The sequence below is a fragment of the Micrococcus sp. NPDC078436 genome, assembly GCF_040702705.1.
Taxonomy (GTDB): Bacteria; Actinomycetota; Actinomycetes; order Actinomycetales; family Micrococcaceae; genus Micrococcus.
Window position 1 is genome coordinate 1 of record NZ_JBFBLX010000016.1, and the last position, 26108, is coordinate 26108.

Sequence of the window (26108 nt, forward strand, 5' to 3'; positions counted from 1 at the left end):
TGGCTGCACTTCTACAATCATCATCGCGTCCACTCCGCGATCGGCGCCGCGCCTGCCACCAGGCTCAACAACCTCCCTGGACATCACACCTAGGCTGTCTCCCAGTGCCCGAGGCCACCCGCGGCCTCTCCCCGACCAGCGCAAAGGCCCCTCCCGCTCATGACGCAGACCCTCACGCCCGCTGCCTCGCAGGACCTGAACGCCCGCCGCCACCGGCTGCGCCGCTACCGCGCGGTGATCTTCGACATGGACGGCGTCATCACCGACACGGCCGGCGTCCACGCCGCGGCGTGGAAGGAGCTCTTCGACGAGGCGCTGCCCGCCGTCGGCGCCCTGGAGGCCAACGAGGCCGCCGTCGCCGCGGACCCGGAGCGCCTGCGCCCCTTCGACGCCGCGGGCGACTACCTGCACCACGTGGACGGGCGCCCCCGCGAGGACGGCGTGCGGGCCTTCTTCGCCTCCCGCGGCCTGCGCGTGCCGGAGGCCGACGCCCCCGAGGCCGAGTCCGCCCCGGAGCTGACCGTCCTCGGCCTGGCCGAGCGCAAGCAGGGCTACTTCGAGGCGGTCCTCGAGCGCGACGGCGTGCGCGTCTTCCCCGAGGCGCTCGACCTGCTGGAGAAGCTGCGCCGCCGCGGCGTTCCGGTGGCCCTCGTGACCAGCTCCAAGAACTCGCGCGCGGTGCTCGGTGCCGGCGGGGTGCTGGACTTCTTCCCCGTGATCGTGGACGGCAACACCGCCGTGGAGCGCGGCCTGCCCGGCAAGCCGGACCCGGCCATGTTCTGGGAGGCCGCGCGCGAGCTCGGCGTGGACGTGGCGGACGCGATGGTGCTGGAGGACGCCGTCTCCGGCGTCAAGGCCGCCGCGGACGGCCGCTTCGGCCTGGTGATCGGCGTGGACCGCGAGCCGGACCTCGGCCGCGGCCGCCTCAAGGACGCCGGCGCCCACCTGGTGGTGGAGGACTACGGCACGCTCGCGCTGGACGAGCGCACCGCCGCCCCCTTCGACGCCGCCTGGGTGCTGCGCTGGACCGACTTCGACGCCGCCGCCGAGGGCACGCGCGAGGTGCTCTGCACGATGGCCAACGGGTACTGGGGCACGCGCGGCGCCATCCCCGGCACCGTCATCACGGACGTGCACTACCCCGGCACCTACATGGCCGGCGTGTTCAACCGCCTGACCTCCATGGTCCAGGGCCGCGAGGTCGTCACCGAGCACATGGTGAACATCCAGGACTGGACGCCGCTGGTGGTCATCCCCCGCGGCGGCCGCCCCCTGCTGCCGAGCGACGAGAACCTCGTGGAGTTCATCCAGGAGATGGACCTGCGCCGCGGCGTCCTCTCCCGCACCATGACGTTCGAGGACGGGCAGGGCCGCCGCACCACCCTGCACACCCGCCAGTTCCAGTCGCTCGCCAACCGCCACATCGCGGCCATCGAGCTCACCGTGGTGGCCGAGAACTGGTCCGGCGACCTCACCGTGCGCTCGCTGATCGAGGGCCGCGTGGCCAACCTCAACGTCTCGGACGACCGCACGCTGGCCAACCACCACCTCGAGCCCTCGCAGGCCCGCGAGATCGACGGCGAGACCGTCCTGCTGGAGACGGTCACGAGCCAGTCCCGCATCCACGTGGCCGTGGCCGCCCGCACCCGGCAGGTGGCCCCCGTGGGCCACCACCAGCCGATCCGCCGCCCCGTGGACGACTCGCCCCTCGTCGCGGGCCAGGACATCCGCCTCCACGTGGAGGAGGGCGTGCCGCTCGTGCTGGAGAAGACCGCGGCCGTGGCCACCACGCACGACCACGCCAACGCCTCCGTGTGGGAGTCGGCGGTCAAGACCGTGCAGCGCGCGCAGAACTTCCGCAACCTGCTGACCCTGCACGAGCAGCGCTGGGGGATGAACTGGGACCGCTTCGCCGTGCGGATCGACCTCGCGAACGCGCACCGCAACCAGCGCCGCTCCACGGCGCAGCTCGCCGAGGGCGCCGAGTACGAGACCCCGGTGTTCGAGGCCGGCCGTTCCGCCTCCGTGGGCTCGGCCGTCACCGTGGGCAAGGACGGTGCATCCCTGCGCCAGCAGCTGGCCCTGAACCTGCACACCTTCCACGTGCTGCAGACGGCCTATGGCCGGCGTCGGGACCTGGACGCCTCCCTGGGCGCCCGCGGCCTGCACGGCGAGGGCTACCGCGGGCACATCTTCTGGGACGAGATCTACGTCTACCCGATGCTCACGCTGCGCCGCCCGGAGATCACCCGCGGCCTGCTGATGTACCGGTTCCGCCGCCTCGGCGAGGCCCGCGCCAACGCGCAGGCCGAGGGCTGGGCCGGCGCCATGTTCCCGTGGCAGTCCGGCGCGGACGGCGGCGAGGAGACCCCGACCGAGCTGTGGAACCCGCGCTCGCGCATGTGGATGCCGGACAACTCCCACAACCAGCGCCACGTCTCCCTGGACATCGCGTACTCGGTGCTGCGGTACATCGAGATCACCAAGGACGCCGCGTTCATCTCGGACTACGCCGCCGAGATGCTCGTGGAGATCTCCCGCTTCTTCGTGTCCATGACCCTGCACAACGCGGAGACGGACCGCTACGAGATCCACGGCGTCATGGGCCCGGACGAGTTCCACGACGGCTACCCGGAGACCCCCGGCTCGGGCCTGCGCAACAACGCGTACACCAACGTGCTGACCTCATGGGTCCTGGCCGAGACCGCACGCCTGGTCCGCTGGCTGGACACCCTCGACGACGGCCTCACCGAGGTCATGGAGGTCACCGAGGAGGAGATCGAGCGCTGGGAGGAGATCAGCGCGAGGCTCACGGTCCCGTTCTTCACCGAGGGCGAGGAGGCCGGCATCCTGGCGCAGTTCGAGGGCTACCAGGACCTGGAGGAGTTCGACTGGGACGCCTACCGCGCCACGTACGGCAACATCGGTCGCATGGACCTGATCCTGCAGGCGGAGGGCGACGCCACCAACCGGTACAAGCTCTCCAAGCAGGCCGACACCCTCATGCTCGGCTACCTGTTCTCTGCCGAGGAGCTCGACGAGATCCTGCGCCGCATGGGCTACGAGCTCCCGGAGGAGGCCTACCAGCGGATGGTGGCCTACTACGAGGCCCGCTCCACGCACGGCTCCACGCTCTCCCGTCTGGTGCACGCGTGGGTGGCGGCCCGCACGGACCCGGACCGCTCGTGGGACCTCTTCACGGAGGCGCTCGAGTCGGACCTCTCCGACACCCAGGGCGGCACCACGAAGGAGGGCATCCACCTCGGCCTCATGGCCGGCACCGTGGACACCGTCATCCGCTGCTACGCGGGCCTGGAGACGCGCGACGGCGTCGTGCGCCTCTCCCCGCGCCTGCCCTCCCAGCTGCCCGGCGCGCGCTTCACGATCCGGTGGCACCAGCAGCCGGTGGAGATCCACATGGCGCAGACGGAGGTGACCGTGCGGGCCGGCGACGGCATGTGGCATGAGGTCCCCATGGTCATCGCGGGCCAGGAGCACACGCTCTGCCCGGGCCAGGAGATCACGGTCCCGCTGGGCTGAGTCCTCCTCCCCCGGGCGCCAGGACTTTCGCGAGGGAAATCGTCGTCTCCATCCCGATCCGCTGGGAGGGAGACGACGATTTCCCTAGCGAAAACGCAGGGCCGCAGGGGGGCGGGGCGGGGTGCAGGTCAGCGGGTCGGCAGGACGGCCCGCACGGTCCAGCCGTCGCCCATCGGGCCGGCGGTGAGCGCGCCGCCGAACACGGCCACGCGCTCGCGCATGCCCGCCAGGCCGAAGCCGGAGGGGATGGCCGAGACCACCCGGCTGGCCCGCGGCTCGCCCGTGGTGAGCGGGCTGGTCACCTCGAGGACGAGGTGGCCGTCGTCGTCGAACCGGGAGCACAGGTGCACCGTGCCGCGGCGCGGAGTGTGCTTGAGGATGTTGGTCACGGACTCCTGCACCACGCGCAGCACCGTGAGCTCCATGGAGCGGGGCAGACGGTCGAGGTCCGCGAGGGTGCGCTCCACGGCGAAGCCGGCCGCGTGCAGGCGCGACTCGAACTCGTCGAAGCGGGCCGGCAGGTCCACGGCGATGTCGCCCTCGGCGGTCTGCGCGTTGCGGTCCGAGCCGCGCAGGGCCGTGAGCATGCGCCGCAGGTCCACGAGGGACTGGCGAGCGGCCTCCTCGATCGCCGTCTCCGAGGCGGCGCGCGCTGCGGGGTCGGTCTGGGTGGGCAGCATGGCCGCCTGCATGGTGATCACGGTGAGGCCGTGCGCGACGACGTCGGGGGTCCGGGCGCGGGCCAGGTCCAGGGCCTGGAGGCCGTCCTCGGCGGAGCCGACCACCTCCATGTCGTCGGCCTGCGCCACGAAGTGCTCCAGGGCGGTGCGCATGAGGGTCTGGTCGTCGGCCACGACTACACGGATCATGCCGTTCAGCCTAGGCGCGCGAGCGGGGCGGGCGCCTCCGCCGAAGGTCGGGATGTGGGCCCGCCTGCCGCTCACCGCGGCAGCAGGAACCAGCCCATCACGGACATGAGAACGATGCCGGCCAGCATGGTGGGGAACAGCACCGCGAACAGGGCGCCGCGGCTCACGGCCCAGCCGGGCATCTCCGAGGTCTGGGAGCCGGCGGCCATGCCGTGGGCCACCTGGATGCGTGCCGGGCCCGGGATGATGCCCCAGCCTGCGGCGGCGTTGTGGAGGCCGTTGGTCCATACGGGCGGCACGCCCAACGCGGCCCCCGTGTCCATCTGGAGCGGGCCGAAGAGCGCCATCGCGCCCGTGTTGGACGCCGTGATGAACCCGCCCAGGGCCGCGATGACGGGGACGGCCACCAGGTAGGACTCCCCCATGCCGCTGAGCGCGCCCGCCAGCGCGCCGGAGACCCCGCCCGCCGAGAGCGTCAGGCCGAACGCCACGTACAGCGCGTTGGGAATGGCGGTGCCCACCCACAGGCGCGCGGCCTCCCCGGGCACGGCGCGCCGCCCCGCGGCGTCCAGGTGCAGCAGGCGCACCCCCACGCCGACCGCCACGAACGCCCACAGCGCCGGGGTCCCGACGACGGACAGCGGCCCGCTCAGCGCGAGCGCGGACTCCGCCGTGGTGCCGATGACGGTGCCCACCATGAGCGTGAGGTACGGGACGACGTCGCGCCCCGGTCCGGGCGTGAGCCGGCCCCGACGGACCACGAGCAGCCAGGCCGCGGTGAGCACGAACGTGCCGAGGGCGCCCGCCGGCGCCGTGCCGACCAGCAGGTTCGCCCCCAGGATGAGCGCCCACTGGGCCACGCCCGAGAGCAGGGCGACCCCGATCCACGGGGCGAGACGGGCCGGGCCGGCGTCGAACCGCGTGCCCCGTGACCCCCGGAGCAGCAGGACCGTGACCACGCCCGCGAGCAGCGAGGCAGGGAGGTTGAACACCGCCGTGGTGACGCCGAGCTGCTGGAAGTCCAGGTGCCCCAGCCGGGCGCCCAGCAGGGTTCCCGGCGCCATGGACCCCCACGGCCCGATGGTGAGGGCGAGCACGGCCATCACCGCGGACCGGAACGCCGTGTACCCCAGGCCGATCAGCAGCGGCACGCCGACGATCAGCGAGACCCCGAAGCCCGTGACCGTCTCCAGGAACGGGATCACGCCGTGCACCATGAGCAGGCCCGTGGCGATCGAGGGACCCGCCCCCGCGGAGAGCCACTGCCCGAGGCGCTGGTGCGCACCGGTGTGCTCCATGACGCGGGAGAGCGTGATGCCGCCGGCGATGATCGCGAGGATCTCCAGGACCGTGGGCACGCCGCCGGCGACCGCGACGCCGAGCGCCCCCGGGTCCACGCCGAACACGGTGGGAGCCAGGACGGCGGCCAGCAGCGCGCCGGCGGCCGGGGCCACCCACGCGGGCACCTTCGTCAGCAGCAGGGCGAGGGTGAGGAGGATGGGGGCCAGCGACCACAGGACCTGCACACGCACCCCCTCTCCCGGGCCTCGGACCCACCCACTGTAGGCCCCTCCTCCTAGGATGGCGGCATGGCCATGACCCCCGTCTCCCCGCATGACGTCCTCTCCCCCGCGGTGCCCGTGTTCGCCGCCCCGATGGCCGGCGGGCCCTCGACGCCCGCGCTCGTCGCCGCCGTGCTGCGCGCGGGCGGGGGCGGCGTCCTGGCCGGCGGGATGCGAGCCCCGGAGGAGGTCCGCGCGCAGGTGGACGAGCTGCGGCGTCTCCTGACCGCCGGATCCCGGGGGGAGGAGCACTGGGGCGTGAACCTCTTCGTCCCGGACGCGGTCAACACCGCCGTCCCGGCGGGGGCGCGCACCGCCGCCGCGCGCGCCCGTCGGCGCGACGACGTCGCCGCCTACCGCGAGCGCCTCGCGCCGGTGGCGGAGGAGCTCGGCGCGGCCCTGCCCACGATCGAGGACGCCACCCCGGACCCGGACGCCGAGCGGGACGCCTTCGAGGCGATGCTGGCCGCGGCCGAGGAGCAGGCCTGGCCGATGGTGACCTTCACGTTCGGACTGCCCGCCGCAGAGGTCTTCGGCCGGCTCGCCGCCGCGGGCATCGTGGCCGGGGTCACCGTGACGAGCACGGCCGAGGCGCGCGCGGCCGTGCGGAACGGGGCGGCGTTCCTCGTGGTGCAGGGCCCGGAGGCGGGAGGCCACCGCGGCACGCTGGACCCGGCCGCGGACCCGGGGACCACGGGAGCCGTCGCCCTTGTGGCGGAGGTGTCCGCCGCCGTCGGGCCGGGCATGCCGCTCGTGGCGGCGGGCGGCGTCGCCTCCGCGGCGCCGGTCCGCACCCTCCTCGGCACGGGCGCCACCGCCGTGGCCGCGGGCACCGCGTTCCTGCTCACGCCCGAGGCGGGCACCTCGGCGGCGCACCGCGAGGGCCTGCGGCAGGCCGCGGCGGGCGTGGCCTTCACCGGCGACGACGGCGCGGCCGACACCGCCGTGACCCGCGCCTACACGGGGCGCTGGGCACGGTCCCTGCGGACCCCCTTCATGGCGGCGTTCCCGGACGCGCCGGCTGCGTACCCGGAGGTCAACGTGCTCACGACGGGGCTGCGCGCCGCGGCCGCCCAGCGCGGGGACCTGGGCCGCGTGCACCTGTGGGCCGGCACCGGCGCGGGCCGCGTGCGGGAGGCGGACGCCGCCGCCGTGCTGGCCTCCCTCGACCCCCGCTGAGCGCCCCCGAGGCCCGCTCCGAGACCCGTCGTGCCGGGGGCGTCATCCCCCGGTCTGACGCGCGGCGAGCGGCCACGCCCCTAGGCTGGCCCGCGTGAACCCCCTGCACCGGATCGACCAGTGGATGCGCGCCCACCCGGTGCGCACCGACGTGATCGCCACGGTCCTGCTGCTCCTGGTGTTCGGCGCGGGGCCGTGGGTCATGCTGGGCACGCTCGCGGGCCCGGCTCCGGTCGAGGCCGCGATCGCCATCGTGCTCTCCGCAGGGATGGTCCTCCCGTGGGCGGCCCGCCGCACGCGGCCGGTCGCCTCGGCCGTCGTCGTCGTGGTGTTCGCCGTGCTCCACCTGCTGTTCGGCCCGGAGTTCAGCGCGGTGCTCGTGCTCGTGCCGATGACGGTCTACAACCTCGCGGCCAACGCCCCGCGGTGGGTCTCGTTCGCGGGCCTGCTGACCGCGCTCGCGGGCGGCCTGCTCAACGGCCTGCGCGTATGGCTGTTCCCCGCGGCGTTCACCGGCGCCGAGGGCGTGCAGTCCCCGCCCACGCTCGAGGCGTTCGTCATCATGACGATCGGCTGCGGCTCCGTGGTGCTGACGGCGTGGGCGTTCGGGGACACCGTGCGCCACCGGCGGCTGGCCCTGCGCGCTCTCGAGGACCGCGCCCGCCGGCTCGAGACGCAGGCGCGCCAGGAGCGCCAGCTGGCCGCCGCGGACGAGCGCAACCACATCGCCCGGGAGATGCACGACATCGTGGCCCACTCGTTGCAGGTGATCATCTCCCAGTCCGACGGCGCCCGGTACGCCGCGGCCGCCAGGCCCGAGATCGCCGTGCAGGCGCTCGGCACCATCGGGCAGACGGGCCGCGCGGCGCTGGCGGACATGCGCCAGCTGCTCGGCGTGCTCCGGGAGACCGGCCAGACCGTGGCCGGGGTGCCCGGCATCGCGGAGTCCGGGACGGGCGCGGGGACCGTGGAGCCCTCCGCGCCGTCGACGCCCCGCGCCCCCGGCCCCGCCGCCTCGCCCGGCGGCCTCGGCTCCCGTCCCGTGGAGCACCGCCCGCAGCCCCGACTGGCGGACGTGCCCTCGCTCGTCGACACCATGCGCCTCTCCGGCCTCGAGATCTCGCTCCTGGAGACGGGCACCCCACGCCGTGCGCTCCCGGCGGGCGGTGAGCTCACGGCGTACCGGATCGTGCAGGAGGCGCTCACCAACACGCTGCGGCACGGCGGCCCGCGGGCGCGCGCCTTCGTGACCCTCGCGTGGACCGCCCGCGGGCTGGACATCCAGGCCGACGACGACGGGCGGGGCGCCGGCGCCGACCCCGCCACGGCAGGCTCGGGCCAGGGGCTGCGCGGGCTCGCCGAGCGCGTGACCCTGTTCGGGGGCACCGTGGAGACCGGCCCGCGCGTCGGGGCCGGGTTCCGCGTGAGCGCGCACCTGCCCTACTCCGCGGTCTAGAGCCCGCCGCCGAGAGGCCGCCGCCGAACACCCGCCCCCGGACACCCGCCCCCGGACACCCGCCGTCGAACACCCGCCGTCGAACACCCGCCCGCGTCTCTGCCGGGCGCAGTATTGCCAAGCAACCACGGGGGTCACCTGGCAGTACTGCGCCCGGCGGCATGAGAGCCGTCCGTCTGAGAGGATCCGAGCATGAGCACTGCCCCCGAGCGCACCGACCCGTCCGACGCCCCCATCCGCGTGGCCCTCGTGGACGATCAGGCCCTGATCCGCGGAGGGCTGGCCATGCTCGTGGACTCCCAGCCGGACCTCACGGTCGTGGCCGAGGCCGGCAGCGGGCGCGAGGCCGCTGGCTCGGTCGCCGTGGCGAGCGCCGACGTCGTGCTCATGGACGTGCGCATGCCGGAGATGGACGGGATCGAGGCCACGCGCGCCCTCCTGCGCCTCCCCCACGCGCCGCGCGTCGTCGTGCTGACCACCTTCGACCTCGACGAGTACGCGCTCGAAGCGATCGAGGCCGGGGCGAGCGGCTTCCTCCTCAAGGACGCCCCGCCCGAGCAGCTGCTCTCCGCGATCCGCACCGTGCACCGCGGCGACGCCGTGATCGCCCCGTCCACCACACGCCGTCTGCTGCAGCACATGGCGCCCCGCCTGCGCACGGACCAGGCCCGCACCTCCGAGTGCGCCGCGGAGCAGACCGCCGTCGACTCGCTCACCCCGCGCGAGCGCGAGGTGCTCGTGCTCATGGCCCAGGGCTCGTCCAACCTGGAGATCGCCGCGCAGCTCGTGCTCTCCGAGGCCACGGTGAAGACCCACGTGGGCCGCGTGCTCGCCAAGCTCGGCGCGCGGGACCGCGTGCACGCGGTGCTCACGGCGCTCCGCGCAGGCCTCGTGCAGTACTGAGGCCGCCGCGTCGGACCGGCGCCGGCGCCCGGCCGAGCCGCCGCAGCGGACGGCCCTCACCGTTCATACCCGGGTATGACACCCGCCCGAGGGGAAGTCATCCGGACGGCGGTCCCGCCCGCGCGCCGCGCCCCGGATGATGGAGTCACAGCGCCCCGATGGGCCTGTCTCGTACCCGGGGAGTGACCGCCATGACCACGATGCACACCGAGCCCCAGCCGACGGCACCGCACGAGTCGGCACCGACCAGCGCCGCGGCACCCACCCGTCCCACCGGCCCCGCCGGCCGCGGGAGCACCTCCACGGTCAGGGACGAGCGCGACGGCGACTGCCTCGTGTTCTTCGTCTGCCTCGTCACCGGCGCGCTGGCCATGCTCGGCCTCGCCCTGCTCACCGACCTCGAGGGCCTGCCGCGCCTCCTGCTCACCGGGGCCATCACCACGCTGGCCGGGGTGAGCGTCTCCGTGCTCTGCCGCACGGAGGACTGAGCCGCGCTCAGCCCGCCGTGGGCCGCAGCCCGCGCAGGTACACGTCGAGCAGCCAGTCGTTCTGCTCGGGGAAGCGGTCCAGCACGTCCGAGGTGAGCGGCCTCGTGAGCGTGAGCAGCCCCATGAAGTAGTGCCGGGCCGTCAGGTCCTCCCCCACGAGGCCCGCCTCGGCCGCCATCGCCACCGCCCGGTCGGCGAGGTCGAGGATCTCCTCCTCGGCCTCGTCGAAGAGGTCGTGCTGCGGGAGGTCGCGGGCCGTGACCGAGTCCAGCGCGGCCAGCATGGACGTCAGGTTCACCTCGGCCAGCTCGCTCGCGAGCCGGCGCCACCGCTCCTCCGGGTCCCCCACGCCCGCGATGAAGCGGGTGAGGATGCGGCGGATGCGCACCACCACCTGCTCGAGGACGGCCGTGAGCAGGTCGCGCCGGGTGGGGAAGTGCCGGTACAGCGTCCCCACGCCGAGACCGGCCTCCTGCGCCACGGCGCGCAGGGACATCCCGGCGCCCTGCTCCTGGAGCAGGTGTGCGGCCGCGGCCAGCAGGTCCTGGCGGTTGGCGCGGGCGTCGGCTCTCATGCCCCTATCCTCCCATCCTCCTCAGGTCAGGTGTCGGTCCACCCCCGGTATGACCCGAGGCGCGCCGCAGTCCATCCCGTGCTCCGATCCCGTGCGGGCGGTGCCCGCGGGAGGGTGGGCCCATGAGCACCGCAGCCGCCTCGCCCCGCGACCACACCTCCCCCACCGCCGGCCACGCCGTCGCGTCCTCCCCGCTCGCCACCGGTGCGCCCGGACCCGCCGCCACCACGACGACGGCGCACGCCGTCTCGGCGCGCGCCCTCACCCGCTCCTACGGGAAGGGCGACGCGCAGGTGCACGCCCTGCGGGGCGTGGACGTGGACTTCGAGACCGGCCGCTTCACCGCGATCATGGGCCCGTCCGGCTCGGGCAAGTCCACGCTCATGCACTGCCTCGCGGGCCTCGACACCCCGACCTCCGGGTCCGTGATGCTGGGCGGCACCGAGATCACGGGCCTGGACGACACCGCGCTGACCCGCCTGCGCCGGGACCGGGTCGGCTTCGTGTTCCAGTCCTTCAACCTCGTCCCCACCCTCACCGCGGAGCAGAACATCGTGCTGCCGCTCGAGCTGGCGTCGAGGAAGCCGGACCGCGCGTGGCTCGAGGAGATCACCGCGACGCTCGGCCTCACGGACCGCCTGAAGCACCGCCCGCACGAGCTCTCGGGCGGCCAGCAGCAGCGCGTCGCCGTCGCCCGCGCCCTGCTCACCCGCCCGGACGTGGTGTTCGGCGACGAGCCCACCGGCAACCTGGACACCGCCGCCTCCGCGGAGGTCATGGGCCTGCTGCGCCGCTCCACGCGGGAGATGGGCCAGACCATCATCATGGTCACGCATGACCCCGTGGCGGCCTCCGCCGCGGACCGCGTGGTGCTGCTCGCCGACGGCGTGCTGGCCGGCGAGCTGATCGGCCCCACGGTGGAGTCCGTCACCGAGGCCATGACGGCGCTGTCCACGGGTGCGGCGCAGGGCGCCTCGGCCTCCGTGCGGGGCGGGGTGCGCTGAGCATGTGGACCGTCGCCCTCTCCCAGCTGCGGACGCAGCCGCGCCGCTACATCTCCGTCATCCTGGCCATCCTCATCGGCACGATGTTCCTGGCCGCCTCCTTCCTCGTCTCCTCGAGCGGCCAGGCCACCCTGCGCACCACGCTCGGCAACACGTACGCCGCCGGCGACCTCGTGGTCCTGCCGAAGGCCTCCGACTCCTCCGCCGAGGACCCCACGGCCGCCTTCCCCGGCCTGGCCGGCACGGTGGGGCAGCCCGGCCCGCTCGGGCGGATCGAGGGCGTCGAGGAGGCCTACTCCACGCAGCTGACGTGGGCGACCGCGACCACGGGGGACGCGGACTTCGGCGCGATCGTCCAGCCGGTGCCCCGCGACTCCTCCCTGATCGCCGTCTCCCTCACGGAGGGCTCCTACCCCGCCCCCGCCGATCCGCGCGGCATCGCCCTGGACACCTCCACCGCCGAGCGGGAGGGCGTGGCCGTCGGCGACGTCGTGACCCTCTCCGGCGATCCGGTGGGCGGCACCACCGAGGCCACCGTGACCGGCCTGACCACGCCCTCCCCCGATCCCACCCTCTCCTCGGGCGGGCAGATCTGGGCGGGAGGGCCCACGGTGGCGGCCGTGCAGGAGCCGCAGGTCGGCGATGCCGGCGCCGTGGACGCCTACAGCCCCCACGTGCTGCTGCGCCTGACCGACGGCGCGGACCGGGACGCTGTCGCCTCGGCCGTCACCGGCGTCCTCACGGAGCGCGGCGTGTCCGCCGAGGTCCGCACCCCGGACGACGCCGCACGCGCCACCCTGGCCGACGCCAGCGGCGGCACGGACGTCTTCGGCTGGATCCTCGGCGGCTTCGCCGCCCTGGCCCTGCTGGTCACGGCCCTCGTCATCGCCAACACCTTCCAGGTGCTCGTCGCCCAGCGCACGCGTGACCTCGCGCTGCTGCGCACCCTCGGCTCCACGGCGGGGCAGGTCCGCACCTCCGTGCTCGTGGAGGCGCTCGTGGTGGGCCTGATCGGCTCCGTGCTCGGCGTCGTCCTCGCCGTCGCCGCGACCGCGGGCCTCGTGGCCGCCGTCCGCGCGATGTTCGAGATGAACACCCTCACCTTCGCCGCCGATCCGGTGACCCTGCTGGTCACCGTCCTGGTCGGCGTCCTCGTGACGCTCGCCGCCGCGATCGCCCCGGCCCTCGCCGCCACCCGCGTCTCCCCGCTGCAGGCCCTGCGGCCCGCGGAGGAGGTCCGCGCGGCCTCCCGCGGCGGCGTGGTGCGCACCGTGATCGGCACCGTGCTGGCCGTGGGCGGCACCGCCCTCATGCTGTTCGGTGCGTTCGCCCCCGAGCCGCTGTCCGCGATCGGCGGCGGAGCGCTCTCCTTCCTCGGCGTGTTCCTGCTGGCCTCGCTGTTCGTGCCGGCCGCCGTGCGCGGCGCGTCCGTGCTGGCCCGCCCGGCCGGCGTGCCCGGCCGCCTCGCGGGCCTGAACGCCACGCGGCACCGCTCGCGCACCGCGGCCACGGCCGCCGCCCTCCTGGTGGGCACCACCCTCGTGGCGCTCTTCCTGACGGGCGGGCGCACCGCGCAGGTCACGACCAACCTGGCCCTGGACGCCGCCTACCCCGTGGACCTCGTCGTCTCGGTGCCCGCCGGCGCGGACGCCGCAGCCGCCGCCGAGCGCGTGCGCGGGGTGGACGACGTCGGCGCCGTGGCCCTGGCCGTGCCGGTCGGGACCACGGAGAACGGCTCCACCGTGCTCGCCGCGCCGAGCGCCGCCCTGCGTGGCGCCGTCGCCGACCTGCCCCCGGACGAGGAGGCGCGCCTCGGCCAGCCGGGCACCGTGTTCGTCCCCGAGTGGGTGGAGGGCGACGTCCCGGCCACCGTGGCCGGCGCCGAGCGGACCCTCGCCCCCGTGCGCAGCGGCTCGCTCGGCTCGGGCGTGTACGTCGCCGAGGAGACCGCGCGCGCCGCCGGGTGGGACGGGGCGCCCGTGGCCTTCGACGGCGGGGTCACCGTGCCCAGCCAGCTGCTCGTGGCCCTGTCGGGCAACGTGCCCGTGAACGAGCTGCAGGCCCTCGCCGACGACGTCACCGAGGCGGCCGGCTCCGGCGCCGTCATCATGGACGGCGGCGCCCCGACGCGCGCCGTGTACGCCCAGATCATCGACGCGATGCTGTGGATCGTGGTGGCGCTGCTGGCCGTGTCCGTGCTGATCGCGCTGGTCGGCGTGGCCAACACGCTGAGCCTCTCCGTGATCGAGCGGACGCGCGAGAACGCGCTGCTGCGGGCCCTGGGCCTGACGCGGGGCGGGCTGCGCGGGATGATCGCGATCGAGTCCGTGCTGATCGCCGGAGTGGCCGCCCTGCTGGGCTGCGCGCTCGGCGTGTTCTACGGATGGGCCGGCTCCCAGCTCATCCTGGGCGACCTGCTCGCGAACTCGGGCGGATCCTCCGTGGTGCGTCCCACCGTTCCGTGGCTCGAGCTGGCCCTCATCGTGCTGGTGGCCGCCCTCGCCGGACTGGCGGCGGCGCTGCTGCCCGCTCGTCGGGCGGCGAACCTGAGCCCCGTGGAGGGCCTGGCGGCCGTGTGATGCGGGCCCGGCCGCCGGGCGCTCCGGGCCCGGCGGCCGGGTGGCCCGCGAGAGACGCCCAGGGCTCCCCGGCGGCGCGCCGCCGACTGCAGACAAGCTCGGCGCCGCCGTCTAGCGTGGGCCCCATGAGCGAGACCTCCGTCACGAACCTCTCCGCCACCCCCGATCAGCCCGCCGTCACCGTCGGCTCCCCCGTGTGGATCGACTACACCGCCGTCGACTTCCCCGCACAGCGCGCCTTCTACGAGGCGCTGTTCGGCTGGACCTTCGAGGACCAGGGCGAGGAGTACGGCCACTACATGATGATCCGCAAGGACGACGCCACCGTGGGCGGCGCGATGGACGCGGCCGACCTGCCGCCCGCACCCGAGGGCATGCCGCCGGCCGTGTGGACGGTGTACCTCAAGACCGAGGACATCGACCGGACGATGGAGCTCGTGGCCGAGCACGGCGGGACCGTGGTCAATGAGCCGATGGACGTGGGCCCGCTCGGCCGCATGGCGATCGTGGAGAGCGCCGGCGGCGAGGCACTGGGCTTCTGGGAGCCGGGCGAGTTCCCCGGCCACGACCTGCCGCTGACCCCCGGCACCTCCGTGTGGTTCGAGGTGATGTCCACGGACGTCGCCGCGGACGCCGCGTTCTACCGGAACGTGGCCGGCTGGGACGTGGTCCCGATGCGCGGGGACGCCCCGGACGACGACGGCGCGGCGGGCGACGTCGACCCCGGTGCCGCCGGCGAGGGCCCCGCGTACGCCACGAACTTCGCCTACGAGGACTCCACCGCTGGCCTGTGCGACGCGACCCCGTGGCTGCCCGAGGGCACCCCGAGCTACTGGCGCCCCTACTTCCAGGTCACGGACATGGAGGAGGCCGTGCGCGTCGTGGCGGAGCACGGCGGCCGCGTCGTGGACGGGCCGATGGACTCGCCGTTCGGCGTCGTCGCCTCGGTGCTGGACCCGGCCGGCGCGACGTTCCAGCTGAACCAGCCGCCGCGCGGATGAGGGCGGCGCTGCCCGCCGCTCCTCCACGACGCGCCCACTCCAGCCCCTCGTGGTGACCCGCCGCGTCGGCGGCATGCGCGCGGCGTCGGATCTCCCCCGCGCGGGGGAGGTGCCCCCGCCGCACCCGTCGCTAGGGTGGGGCGCATGCCCGCCACCCCTGCCGTCGACGTCGTCCCGAGCCCCCCGGACGTGGCCGTCGGCGGCGCCGCCTCCGGCGGCGGGCACCCCCTCGTGCGCGCGCTGTCCCCCCGCTGGCGGCGCGCAGACGCGATCCTCGCCGCGGTGCTCGTGGTGGCCGGCGTCGAGCTGGCCTACCTCTCCGACTTCCTGGGCTCGATGCCGTGGAGGCAGGACGTCGGCTGGGTCGCCCTCGGCGCCGTCGCCCTGGCCCTCCCCCTCGCGTGGCGCCGGCGCTTCCCGGTGGCCGTCGCCGCGGTCGTCTCGCTGACGTACTTCGCGGTCTCCACGTGGGTGGGCGTCGAGCTCTACGCCTCGCAGGTGGTGCTGTTCCTCGCCTTCTACACGGTGGGGGCGTGGTGCCCGGACCGGCGGCGCGCGTTCTGGGCACGCACCGGGATCGCGGCGGTCATGGCCGTGTGGCTCGCGTGGGTCATGGTGGACGGCTTCAGCGACCCCGAGGTCGGCGAGCGCGGCGTGAACGCGTACTTCGCCATGGCCGGCATCCAGACCCTCGTCAACCTCGCCTACTTCGGCGCGGCGTGGCTCTTCGGGGACCGCGCGTGGCGCCAGGCGCTCGCCCGCCAGGACCTCGAGGCCGCCCATGCGGAGATCCACGCCCAGCAGGAGCGGCTCGCCGAGCAGGCCGTGTCCCTCGAGCGGCTGCGGATCGCCCGCGAGCTGCACGACGTCGTCGCACACCACGTCACCGCCATGGGCGTGCAGGCCGGCGCGGCACGGCTCACCCTGGCCGCGGACCCCGACGCCGCCGCGCGCCACCTGCACGGCGTCGAGTCCTCCGCCCGCGAGGCGGTCGCCGAGCTCAAGACCATGGTCCACACCCTGCGCGACGACGCCGGCGCACACTCCGCCCTCCCCACCCTCGAGGACCTCGAGGGCCTCGTGGAGGAGGCACGGTCGGCGGGCCAGGACGTGCGCCTCACGCGGATCGGCCCCCCGCCCTCGCTCACCCCGCCCGCCGAGCTCGCCCTGTACCGGGTGGCGCAGGAGGGCCTCACCAACGCGCGCAAGCACGCGGGGCCGCGCGCCGCCGTCGAGGTGCGGCTGCGCACAGAGCCGGACCGCGTGGAGCTCGAGGTCAGCGACGACGGACGGGGCGCCCGCTCGGCCGGCCTCGCCTCCGGTGCCGGGCTGGGCCTGGTGGGCATGCAGGAGCGCGTCGCGTCGGTGGGCGGCGCGGTGCAGGCCGGACCGAAGGACTCCGGCGGATGGCTCGTGCGGGCCGAGGTGCCCGCCGTGATCGAGGAGGAGACCCCATGACCCTGCGCGTCCTGCTGGTGGACGACCAGCCCCTGATCCGCGTGGGCTTCACCGCGATCCTGCGCTCCCAGCCCGACCTGGAGGTGGTGGGCGAGGCCGGGGACGGGGAGGACGCGCTTCGCCTGGCCGCCGAGACGGACCCCGACGTGGTCTGCATGGACGTGCAGATGCCGCGGCTGGACGGCGTGGAGGCCACGCGTCGGCTGGTGGCGGGCGGCACGCGGGCCGCCGTGCTCATCCTCACGACCTTCGACACGGACGAGGCGCTCTTCGCCGCCCTGACGGCCGGGGCCGCGGGCTTCCTGCTGAAGTCGGCCGGGCCGGAGGAGCTGATCGAGGCCGTGCGCGTGCTCGGCCGCGGCGACGCCCTGCTGGACCCCCAGGTCACGCGCCGGGTGCTGCAGCGCATGACCGCCGGGGCCGGGGCGGCGCCGCCCCCGGCGGACGCGGCTCCCGCGGACCCGGCACCCGCGGACCCGGCACGCGCGGACCCCCTGCCCGCCGGGCCTGCGCGCGGCGTCGGGTCCGGAGCCGGGGCTGGGGACGGCGTCGGGCTGACGGCCCGGGAGGCCGAGGTGCTGCGCGCGATGGCCCGCGGGCTCTCCAACGGGGAGATCGCGCGCGAGCTGTTCGTGGGGGAGGCGACCGTGAAGACCCACGTGTCCAACGTGCTCCTGAAGACCGGCGCCCGGGACCGCGTGCACGCGGTGATCTGGGCGTTCCAGCGCGGGATGGCGGGCTGACGGGCGCGCCCCCCGACGCCTCCCCCGATGCGGACGGGCGGCTCCCGTCCGGCGGCCCCCTCCCCCGCCCGGGGGAGAGGCGTCCCCGGCCGAAGTTCACCCCGGCGGCGGAGGCGCCGGCCGACGTCGTCTCCCTAGCCTGATGCCATGATCAGCGTGACAGGCGTGAACAAGTCCTTCGGCGCGGCCCACGTGCTCAAGGACCTCTCCTTCGACATCCGCCCGGGCCTCATGACGGGATTCGTGGGCGGCAACGGCGCGGGCAAGACCACCACCATGCGCATCCTGCTCGGCGTGCTCACGCCGGACTCGGGGAGCATCGACGTGGACGGCGCGCCCATCACCGCGGACTACCGTGCGGGCATCGGCTACATGCCGGAGGAGCGTGGGCTGTACCCCAAGATGGCGGTGCTGGACCAGCTCGTCTACCTGGGGCGGCTGCACGGGATGGGCGGGGCGGCGGCGAAGGCCCGCGGGCTGGAGATGCTCGAGCGGCTCGGCCTCGCCGAGCGCGCCGGGAGCCGGCTGGAGGAGCTCTCCCTCGGCAACCAGCAGCGCGCCCAGATCGCGGCGGCGCTCGTGCACGAGCCCGTGGCCCTCGTGCTCGACGAGCCGTTCTCCGGCCTCGACCCGAACGCCGTCGCCACCACCCTGCAGGTGCTGCGCGAGACCGCGGACACCGGCGTGCCGGTGCTGTTCTCCTCCCACCAGCTCGACGTGGTGGAGCGCCTGTGCGACGAGCTGGTGATCCTGGCGGACGGCCGCGTCCGCGCCGCCGGCACCCGCGCACAGCTGCTCGCCGCCCACGCCGAGCCCGAATGGGAGCTCGTCGCCGACACCGACACCGGCTGGGTGCGCGGGATGCAGGGGGTGGAGGTCCTCGCCTTCGACGGCGGCCGCGCCCGCTTCCGCGCCGTCGACGAGGCCGCCGCGCAGTCCGTCCTCGGCGAGGCCGTCACCCGGGGCGGCGTCCGCCGCTTCGGCCCCGTCCCCCGCACCCTGCACGAGATCTTCACGGAGGTCACCCGATGAGCGCCGCCCACCCCGCACCGATGCCGGCCACGGGCCCGTCGCACCAGGTCGCCGGAGTCACCCCGACGCCCGCGCCGCGGCTCCGCCGATCCCGCCGCACCCCGTTCTGGGCCGCCGTCGGCACCGTGGCCGCCCGCGAGATGCGGGTCAAGGCCGCTTCCAAGGCGTTCGTGATCACGACGCTCATCGTGATCGCGGCGGCGCTGGCCGCGACCCTGCTCGCCCCGCGACTGGGCGAGCTGCTCGCCGGCGACGCGACGCGCGTGGCCGCCGTCGAGCAGACCGCCCCGGCGGTGGGCGCCCTCGGCGAGGGCTACGAGACGCGGACCGTGGGCGACGTGGCCGCGGCGCGGGCCGCGGTGGAGAGCGGGGAGGTGAGCGCCGCCGTCGTGCCGGACCCGCAGAGCCCGTCCGGACTGGGCGTGCTGGCGATGACCGACGTGCCCACCGACCTGGTGCAGGCGCTGTCCACCAGCCCGTCGGTGGCGCTGCTGGACCCGACCGCGCCGAGCCCGCTGCTGCGCTCCTTCATCGCCCTGGGCTTCGGGCTGGTGTTCTTCATGGCCGCGGTGACGTTCGGCCAGCAGATCGCGGTGTCCGTGATCGAGGAGAAGCAGTCGCGGATCGTGGAGATCCTCCTGGCCGCCGTGCCCGCGCGCGCCATGATGGCCGGCAAGGTGCTGGGCAACGCGGCGATGGCGATCCTGCAGGTCGCGCTCGTGGCCGGGGCCCTGCTGCTGGGGATGCAGATCAACGGCGACGTGCTGCCGCTGGACGGCCTGGGCGTGCCGATCCTGTGGTTCGTGGTGCTGTTCAGCATCGGCTTCGTGATGCTCGCGGCGCTGTACGCGGCGGCGGCGTCCATGGTGTCGCGGCAGGAGGACATCGGCTCCACGTCCATGCCCGTGATGCTGATGATCATGCTCCCGTACGTCGGGGTGATCATGTTCAACGACAACCCGGACGCGCTGCGGATCATGAGCTGGATCCCGTTCTCGGCGCCGGTGGCCGTGCCGCTGCGGATCTTCCTGGGGCAGGGGCAGAGGTGGGAGCACGTGCTCTCGCTCGGGATCCTCGTGGCGGCGACCGCCCTGGCCATCTGGCTCGCGGCAGCGATCTACGAGAGGTCCATCCTGCGGACCGGCAAGGCGCTGACGTGGCGGAAGGCGCTGCGGGGCTGACGCGCGGGGTGAGGTCGCCGCGCACCACGACGTCGTCCGGAGCGGTCAGGCGCGAGGCGCGGAGCGCGGGGCGCCGCCTCGGGCTCAGCCGTGGATGCCGTACTCCTTGAGCATCCTCTTGGCCTCCTTGGTGCCGGCCTGCTGCAGCTGGAGCAGCTGGGCGTAGATGCCTCCGCTGCGCGAGAGCTCCGCGGGCGTCCCGATCTCCTCCACGCGACCGGCGCGCAGCGTGACGATCCGGTCCACGGAGGCGATCGTGCTCAGGCGGTGCGCCACGATCAGGCTCGTCCGGCCCACCATGAGCTCCTCGAGCGCGGCCTGCACGAGGCGCTCGGAACGGGTGTCGAGGGCGGACGTGGCCTCGTCCAGCACCAGGATCGGCGCGTCCTTGAGCACCGCCCGCGCCACCGCGATGCGCTGCTTCTGCCCGCCGGAGAGCCGCAGGCCGCGCTCGCCGATGATCTGCTCGTAGCCGTGGTCGAAGCCCTCCACGAACGAGTCCGCGTACGCCGCCTTCGCCGCGGCGCGCACCCGCTCGTCGGTGGCGTCCGGGTCGGCGTAGGCGATGTTCTCCCGCACGGTCCCGGAGAACAGGAACGGCTCCTGGAACACGGTGGCGATCGAGCCGCGCACCGCGGCCAGGTCCAGCCCCGCGACGTCGTTCCCGAACACCTCGATCCGCCCGTCTCCCACGGGATAGAGCCCCATGAGCAGGTTCGTGATCGTGGACTTGCCGCCGCCGGACTCCCCCACGAATGCGATCTTCTCGCCCACGCCCGCCTCGAAGGTGACGCGGTCGAGCACGGGGCGGGCGGCGTCGTCGTCGTAGGCGAACGTCACGTCCGTGAAGCGGACGGCGGGGACGTCCGCGGGAAGCGGCACTGTCTCGCCCTCGACGACGTCGGCGCGCGCCTCCGCCGGCCCGTTCGGGACAGCACGCACCTCCCCCGCCTCGAGCGCCCGTCCGCCCGCGCGCTCCCGCTCCTCCTCGAGCACGGCGAAGTAGTCCTTCGACCCGGCCACGGCGCGCTGCGCGGAGTCCACGAGGTAGCTCATGGAGAAGATCGGCTGGCGGGCCATGTTCATCAGCTGCAGGAGGATCACCATGTCCCCCACCGAGAACAGCCCCTGCGCCGTCCGCACGAACACGATGAGGTACATCAGCCCGAAGACCACGTTCATGGCGAGCCGGCGCCACGCGTCCATGCCGTGCCAGAACCGGGACTGCGTGCGGGTGAGCCCCACGGTCTTGGTGAACCGCTCGCGGAACCCGGCGAGCTCGTGCTCCTGCCGGTTGTAGGCGCGCACCACGGCCATCTGGGAGACCACCTCGGCGAAGCGTCCCGAGGCGACGTCCACCTCGGTGTTCTTCTCCCCCTCCCACACCTGCCACTTCGTCGAGGTCTTGGCGGTGAGCCACATGTACACGGGGAACACCACGGCCAGCAGGACCGCGAGGGGCCACCAGTAGAACCCCGTGATCACCAGGACCGCGGCGGTGGTGATGAGCATGGTGAACGCGTTGTTCGCGAAGAACTGCAGGAACTGGGTGAGCTCCGTGATGGAGCGGTTCAGCCGGTTGGTGATGCGGCCGGTGAGCGCGGTGTCGAAGTACCGCTGCGGCAGGTGCAGCAGGTGCTCGAAGTACCGCGTGGAGAGGACGGTTCGCATGCGCGCGGCCATCACGTCTCCCCAGTAGCCGCCCACGCTCACCACCGCGGTGGTGGCCACCTCGACGCCGAGGAACGCCAGCGCCAGCCAGGTCACGGCGGTCACGGCCTCCTCCACGGAGGTCCGCCCGGCCACGGCGTCCACGATCCGGTCCGTGGCCGCGCCGATGAGGAACGGGGTGGCGAGGCTGAGCAGCGCGGCCAGCACGGAGCTGACGGCGATGCCGAGGTAGAGCGGGTTCAGCTGGGGCGCGAAGCGCAGGATGCGCAGCAGGGATGTCACCCGTTCAGGGTAGTGGCGCCCCCGGACACCGTCGCGCGGTCCGAGGTACGGCCGGACGTCGTCCGTGCCGAACTCCGACCGTCCCGCTCAGAACATTGGCGCCGCGGCGACGGCGGCCAGCACCGGCACCAGCAGCGGGGCCACGGCGTACCCCGCAGGGGCGGCGGGCGCGGCGGGGTCCATCCAGTGGAGCTGGACGATCTCGTCCGTGGGGGCGGGGACCTCGTGCCGGGCGATGGGCCGCCAGAGGGCGAAGACCTCGGAGTGCAGGCGCGCGTCGGGCTCGTTGGCGGCGGCGGTGTCCCACGCGCCGAGGTGGGTGAGCTCCTCGCGGCCCAGGCGGAGACCGGTCTCCTCGGCCACCTCGCGCACCGCGGTGTCCACGGCCGCCTCGCCGGGGAAGTGCTTGCCGCCGGGGAACATGAACATGGCGGTGCCGGCCTTGCGCACGGTGAGCACCCGGCGGTCCGGGCGGGCCATCACGACGGCGGCCACGCGGATCTGCTCGGCCGCCGCGGGGACGGCGGAGGAGGGGTCGCTCATGCCCCCATCATGCCTGGTCGCCCGTCAGAAGAGCGTCAGCGCGATCTTCGCGGCGATTCCCAGCATGACCACGCCGACCACGGCGTCCACGATCCGCCACGTGCGCGGGGAGTCCATGTACGGAGCCAGCCGCGTGCCGCCCCAGCCGAGCACGAGGAACCACAGGGCCGAACCGGTGACCGCGCCGGCGGCATACACCCACTTCGCCTCGCCGTAGGTCTGCGCGAAGGTGCCCATCATCACCACGGTGTCGAGGATCGCGTGCGGGTTGAGCAGGGAGACGGAGAGGGCGAGCAGGACGACGCGTCGCAGGGGGCTCTGCACCGGGCCGTGGGCCGCGCGGCGCGGGGTCACGCGCGTCTTCACGGCCACGGCGCCGCCGGTGGGGAGCGCGGCGACGTCGACGCGCCCACCGCCGGATCCCGCACCGCCCGCGCCCCCGGCCACCCGGCCGGTGCGCGGGTCGATCAGGGGCAGCTCACCGGTGAGCGTGGCGAGGTCCACCGCGTCCGGGATCGGCCCGTCGGCCTCGGCGGCCGCGGAGGTGAGGGTCCGCGCCCCACGCAGGGCAGAGCGGAACGACGAGGCGGCGAAGAAGAGGAGGTACGCGACCCCGCCCACGGTGAGGGAGGTGACGATCCACGGATGGCGCTCGGCCACCACGCCGATGCCGGCGGTGCCGGCGATGAGCAGGGCCGCGTCGGAGACGAAGCACACGGCGAGCGCCGTCCACGCCCGGTCCCGGCGCACCACCTGACGCAGCAGGAAGAGCGTCTGGGCGCCGATGGCGACGACGAGGGCGAGGATGGTGAGGAGGCCGGTGGTGAAGATGGTCACGGGTGGTGACGCTAGACGGCGGCGCCCGTCCGTTCCAGCGCAATGTTCTTCATGATCTGAAGCCTTCCTTCATCGCAGCGCGTACCCTCGGGAGGGTGAACTCCGAGCACCTGCGCGCCCTCGCCGCCGCCGTCGACCACGGCACCTTCGACGCCGCCGCCGACGACCTGCGCATCTCCGGCTCGGCTTTCTCCCAGCGCGTGAAGACCCTCGAGCGACGGGTGGGGCAGGTGCTGCTCACGCGCACGGTCCCGGTGCGTCCGACGGCGGCCGGGGAGCGGATGCTGCGGCTCGCGCGGCAGACCCTGGCCCTCGAGGACGAGGCCCTCGCCGCGCTCGGGCACGCGCCCGGCGGCCGCACGACGCTGGCGGTGGCGGTCAACGCGGACTCGCTCGACACGTGGTGGCGTCCGATCATCCGGGAGGCGGCCACCTGGGACGACGTGGTGCTCCACCTCTACAGCGAGGACCAGCAGCACACGGTGGAGCTGCTGCGGGACGGGACGGCCGTGGCGGCGGTGACGGACCGGCCGGAGCCGGTCTCGGGCTGCACGGTGACCCGGATCGGCGCGATGCGCTACCACGCGGTGGCGGCCTCGGTGCTGCTGGACCGGCATCGGGACGCGCGGGGTCGGGTGGACGTGGGGAGCCTGCCGCTCCTGGACTTCGGGCCGCGCGACGGACTGCAGCGCACGGTGCTGCACCGGGCCGTGCGGGGCGGCGGACCGACCCCCACGCCGCCGCACCATCTGCTGCCCTCGGTACAGGCCTACCTGGGCGCGGTGGAGAGCGGGCTGGGGTGGGGCATGCTGCCGGCGGCGCAGGTCCCGGCGAGCGTGCTGGCGGGGACGCACCCGGAGCTGGAGAGCATCCCCGAGCTGGGCACGGCCGAGGTGCCCCTCTACTGGCACAGATGGGCCGCCGGAACCGCGGCGCTCGACCGTCTCTCTGAGACGGTGTCGCGCGCGGCCCCGGCGGCCTAGTGTGCTCGAGGCCTAAGGCCTCGGAGCGTCAGCGGATCCGAGGATCAGCGGAGGTCGTCCGAACCGGGACGCTTGGTGTTCAGCGTGGTGTTGGCGTTGCCGGCGGTGTGACGCACGTCGTCGGTGTCGACGCGGTGGGTCTCGGTGTGGGCCGGACGCACCGTCTCGGTGTGCGCGGGGCGCACGGTCTCGGTGTGCTTCTTGTTGCGGCCGAGCAGACCGGCGAGACCCAGGAGACCGGCGAGGCCCCAGAGGCCCATGTTGCCGTTGTCGTCCTTCTTCTCCTCCTGCTCGGCGGGAGCCGAGGAAGAGGCGGGGGCCGACGTGGAGGCCGAGGCGGGGGCGGTGCTGCTGGCCATGGCGGCCGGAGCGGCGGCACCGGTCAGGACGGCGGCGCTGAGGGTCAGGGCGGTGGCGGTCTTACGGAACTCCATGGTGAATCTCCTCTCACCGGAGGCGGTCGTTCGCCGCTCCAGCACGTGGGGTCCAGACCCGGGGCGGTCCCCCGGATGTGACCCCGTTTCGATCACTATGAACACACCATAAACAGGCGATCAGGGGGGTCCGTCAACTCCTCATCCCCTGCCGTCAAAGGCGATTCCCGTCACAGGGACCCCCGGAATCCCCCGTCGACACGCGGGGAAGGACCACGTCGAACCGGGTCCGGCCCTCCCCGGATCCGGCGGTCACATCCCCGCCGAGGCCACGGGCGGCGGCCCGCACGATGGGCAGGCCGAGGCCGCTGGAGTGCTCCCCGCCCGCGAGGGGGCCCCCGCCGCGCACGAAGCGGTCGAAGAGCCCCGGACGGATCTCCGGGGGGATGCCCCCGCCGTCATCCTCCACCCGGACGCGCATGGCGGGCGCGCCGCTCACGGGGAGGGCTGCGGGGGCCAGGGAGACCGCGACGGTGGTGCCCGCAGGGGTGTGCCGGCCGGCGTTGGAGAGGAGGTTCCCCACGATCCAGCTCAGTCGGTCCCGGTCGCCGGGCACCCCGCAGGGGGACCCGTCCAGGTCGGGCACCTCGACCTCCCACCGGTGGTCCGGCCACGCGGCGCGCGCATCCATCACGGCGTCCAGCACCACCTCGCAGACGTCCACGGCGCAGTCGTCGCCGTCGCCGTCGAAAGCATCCAGTCCGAGTGCACGGCCGCGGTGTGCGGCCTCCAGGCGCGCGAGCACGAGCATGCCGTCCACGAGGTCTGTCATGCGGTCGGCCTGGTCGAGCACGCGGGCCAGGGATCGCCGCCCGCCCTCCGAGAGGTCCTCCGTGAGCGCGAGCATCTCCGCGTACCCGCGCACCGAGGCGAGCGGGGTGCGCAGCTCATGGGAGGCGTCCGCCACGAACCGGCGCAGCTCCTGCTCCTCGCGGAGCCGCCGCTCCAGGGCGGAGTCCACGGCGCCGACGAGCCGGTCCATCGCCCGGCCCACCACGGCCACCTCGTCCGCGCCCTCGAGGGCGCGGCGCGGGAGGCGGGCGCGCGCGAGGTCCACGCCGCCGCCGGCCAGGTCCATGCGGGCGACGTCGGCGGCCACCTGCGCCACCTCGCCCAGCGGGCGCAGGGTGCGCCGGATCCACCACGAGGCGAGCGCGCCGGTGGCCGCCACCATCAGGGCGGCGCCTGCCAGCGTCAGCGCCACGCCGTCGCGCCGTCCCTCCACCAGCTCCTGGGTGGGCAGGCCCACCACCAGCACCTTGTCGCCTGCCAGCCAGGGGGCCGTAGGCTCCAGGCCGCCGGCCTGGAGCTCGTAGGCGACCCCTCCGACGTCCGCGGACACCTGCTCCCCCTGGGCGAGGCCCTGCACCGCGTGCACCACGTCGTGGCGCTCCTCGCTCGTGAGCGTGCGCGGGTGGCCCGAGGGCTCGAGCACGGCGGCCTCGAGAGCCGAGCCGGCGTGATCCGCCAGCTCCGCGCGGGAGACGGTGCCCACCAGGGTCCCCACCGGCTGGGCGAGGCTGCCCGGCCGGTGTCGCCCTGGGCCGTCGGCGCCGTTCGCCCCTGATGACGCCGGGGCGCCGACCACCGGCGGGACCGGCTCGGCGGCGTAGACCTGGGTGGCCGCGCGCTCCCACGCGGCGGAGAGGGAGGTGGCCAGCTGGCGGTCCACCATGCCCTGGGCGGCGAGCATGATGTACGCGGTCCAGATGCTCATGGTGACGAGCAGGATGGCCAGCAGCCCCAGGAGGAGGCGCGTCGCGACGGAGCGGCGGCGACCCCGGAGCAT

Annotated in this window: 21 protein-coding genes; 13 read left to right on the plus strand and 8 right to left on the minus strand. The window is 74.6% G+C overall.

Going from position 1 to position 26108, the window contains the following annotated elements; translation table 11 throughout:
• The first annotated feature begins 159 nt into the window (after positions 1-159).
• Positions 160-3540 (plus strand): HAD-IA family hydrolase, encoded by a 3381-nt coding sequence (locus AB0302_RS09340; RefSeq protein WP_366371594.1) that lies wholly within the window; start codon positions 160-162, stop codon positions 3538-3540.
• 128 nt (positions 3541-3668) lie between these two features.
• On the opposite strand, the gene AB0302_RS09345 is transcribed toward AB0302_RS09340, so the two are convergent.
• Together AB0302_RS09345 and AB0302_RS09350 are read right to left on the minus strand one after the other, a co-directional pair.
• Entirely contained in the window at positions 3669-4409 is a 741-nt protein-coding gene (locus AB0302_RS09345; RefSeq protein ID WP_366371596.1) for a histidine kinase, read from the minus strand.
• Between the two features lie 71 nt (positions 4410-4480).
• Complete coding sequence (locus AB0302_RS09350; protein WP_366371598.1) at positions 4481-5941, minus strand: L-lactate permease; 1461 nt, start codon at positions 5939-5941, stop codon at positions 4481-4483.
• Between the two features lie 57 nt (positions 5942-5998).
• Between AB0302_RS09350 and AB0302_RS09355 the strand changes: the two genes are divergently transcribed.
• The 4 genes from AB0302_RS09355 to AB0302_RS09370 all read left to right on the plus strand — a co-directional run bounded on the left by AB0302_RS09355 (position 5999) and on the right by AB0302_RS09370 (position 9997).
• Positions 5999-7150: a nitronate monooxygenase gene (locus AB0302_RS09355; protein WP_319075970.1), complete on the plus strand. Its 1152-nt coding sequence runs from the start codon at positions 5999-6001 to the stop codon at positions 7148-7150.
• A 94-nt stretch (positions 7151-7244) separates the two neighbouring features.
• The gene (locus AB0302_RS09360) at positions 7245-8606 is read left to right on the plus strand and encodes a histidine kinase (protein WP_366371600.1); all 1362 of its coding nucleotides are present in this window, start codon (positions 7245-7247) and stop codon (positions 8604-8606) included.
• Between the two features lie 192 nt (positions 8607-8798).
• Positions 8799-9509, plus strand: coding sequence for a response regulator transcription factor (locus AB0302_RS09365; protein WP_366371602.1), 711 nt, complete (start codon positions 8799-8801; stop codon positions 9507-9509).
• A gap of 191 nt (positions 9510-9700) precedes the next feature.
• Entirely contained in the window at positions 9701-9997 is a 297-nt protein-coding gene (locus tag AB0302_RS09370) for a hypothetical protein (RefSeq protein ID WP_366371604.1), read from the plus strand.
• Between the two features lie 7 nt (positions 9998-10004).
• On the opposite strand, the gene AB0302_RS09375 is transcribed toward AB0302_RS09370, so the two are convergent.
• Positions 10005-10571, minus strand: a complete 567-nt coding sequence (locus AB0302_RS09375) for a helix-turn-helix domain-containing protein (protein WP_366371606.1) — start codon at positions 10569-10571, stop codon at positions 10005-10007.
• Positions 10572-10693: 122 nt separating this feature from the next.
• Here AB0302_RS09375 and AB0302_RS09380 point away from each other — a divergent pair, with 122 nt between their 5' ends.
• The 7 genes from AB0302_RS09380 to AB0302_RS09410 all read left to right on the plus strand — a co-directional run bounded on the left by AB0302_RS09380 (position 10694) and on the right by AB0302_RS09410 (position 19569).
• Entirely contained in the window at positions 10694-11575 is an 882-nt protein-coding gene (locus tag AB0302_RS09380) for an ABC transporter ATP-binding protein (protein WP_366371608.1), read from the plus strand.
• Positions 11576-11577: 2 nt separating this feature from the next.
• On the plus strand, positions 11578-14154 hold the full coding sequence (locus AB0302_RS09385) for an FtsX-like permease family protein (RefSeq protein ID WP_366371610.1): 2577 nt from the start codon (positions 11578-11580) through the stop codon (positions 14152-14154).
• Positions 14155-14279: 125 nt separating this feature from the next.
• Complete coding sequence (locus AB0302_RS09390; protein ID WP_366371612.1) at positions 14280-15155, plus strand: VOC family protein; 876 nt, start codon at positions 14280-14282, stop codon at positions 15153-15155.
• Between the two features lie 144 nt (positions 15156-15299).
• The gene (locus tag AB0302_RS09395) at positions 15300-16613 is read left to right on the plus strand and encodes a sensor histidine kinase (protein ID WP_366371614.1); all 1314 of its coding nucleotides are present in this window, start codon (positions 15300-15302) and stop codon (positions 16611-16613) included.
• Positions 16610-17356 carry a response regulator transcription factor gene (locus AB0302_RS09400; protein ID WP_366371616.1) on the plus strand — a complete coding sequence of 249 codons (747 nt, stop codon included), beginning with the start codon at positions 16610-16612 and terminating at the stop codon, positions 17354-17356. Before AB0302_RS09395 ends, AB0302_RS09400 begins: the two co-directional genes overlap by 4 nt.
• Positions 17357-17503: 147 nt before the next feature.
• Positions 17504-18388: an ATP-binding cassette domain-containing protein gene (locus tag AB0302_RS09405; protein WP_298985836.1), complete on the plus strand. Its 885-nt coding sequence runs from the start codon at positions 17504-17506 to the stop codon at positions 18386-18388.
• Positions 18385-19569: an ABC transporter permease gene (locus tag AB0302_RS09410; RefSeq protein WP_366371618.1), complete on the plus strand. Its 1185-nt coding sequence runs from the start codon at positions 18385-18387 to the stop codon at positions 19567-19569. Before AB0302_RS09405 ends, AB0302_RS09410 begins: the two co-directional genes overlap by 4 nt.
• Before the next feature lie 84 nt (positions 19570-19653).
• On the opposite strand, the gene AB0302_RS09415 is transcribed toward AB0302_RS09410, so the two are convergent.
• From AB0302_RS09415 to AB0302_RS09425, 3 genes are all read right to left on the minus strand, one after another.
• The gene (locus tag AB0302_RS09415; RefSeq protein ID WP_366371620.1) at positions 19654-21522 is read right to left on the minus strand and encodes an ABC transporter ATP-binding protein; all 1869 of its coding nucleotides are present in this window, start codon (positions 21520-21522) and stop codon (positions 19654-19656) included.
• Between the two features lie 87 nt (positions 21523-21609).
• Positions 21610-22065 (minus strand): NUDIX domain-containing protein, encoded by a 456-nt coding sequence (locus AB0302_RS09420; RefSeq protein WP_319075988.1) that lies wholly within the window; start codon positions 22063-22065, stop codon positions 21610-21612.
• A gap of 24 nt (positions 22066-22089) precedes the next feature.
• The gene (locus AB0302_RS09425) at positions 22090-22902 is read right to left on the minus strand and encodes a LysE family transporter (protein WP_319075989.1); all 813 of its coding nucleotides are present in this window, start codon (positions 22900-22902) and stop codon (positions 22090-22092) included.
• Between the two features lie 95 nt (positions 22903-22997).
• Between AB0302_RS09425 and AB0302_RS09430 the strand changes: the two genes are divergently transcribed.
• Positions 22998-23885 (plus strand): ArgP/LysG family DNA-binding transcriptional regulator, encoded by an 888-nt coding sequence (locus AB0302_RS09430; RefSeq protein ID WP_319075991.1) that lies wholly within the window; start codon positions 22998-23000, stop codon positions 23883-23885.
• Positions 23886-23929: 44 nt separating this feature from the next.
• Here the strand turns inward: AB0302_RS09430 and AB0302_RS09435 are convergent, their stop codons facing one another.
• Together AB0302_RS09435 and AB0302_RS09440 are read right to left on the minus strand one after the other, a co-directional pair.
• Entirely contained in the window at positions 23930-24319 is a 390-nt protein-coding gene (locus AB0302_RS09435; RefSeq protein ID WP_319075992.1) for a WGxxGxxG family protein, read from the minus strand.
• Between the two features lie 154 nt (positions 24320-24473).
• Complete coding sequence (locus tag AB0302_RS09440; protein WP_366371623.1) at positions 24474-26108, minus strand: HAMP domain-containing sensor histidine kinase; 1635 nt, start codon at positions 26106-26108, stop codon at positions 24474-24476.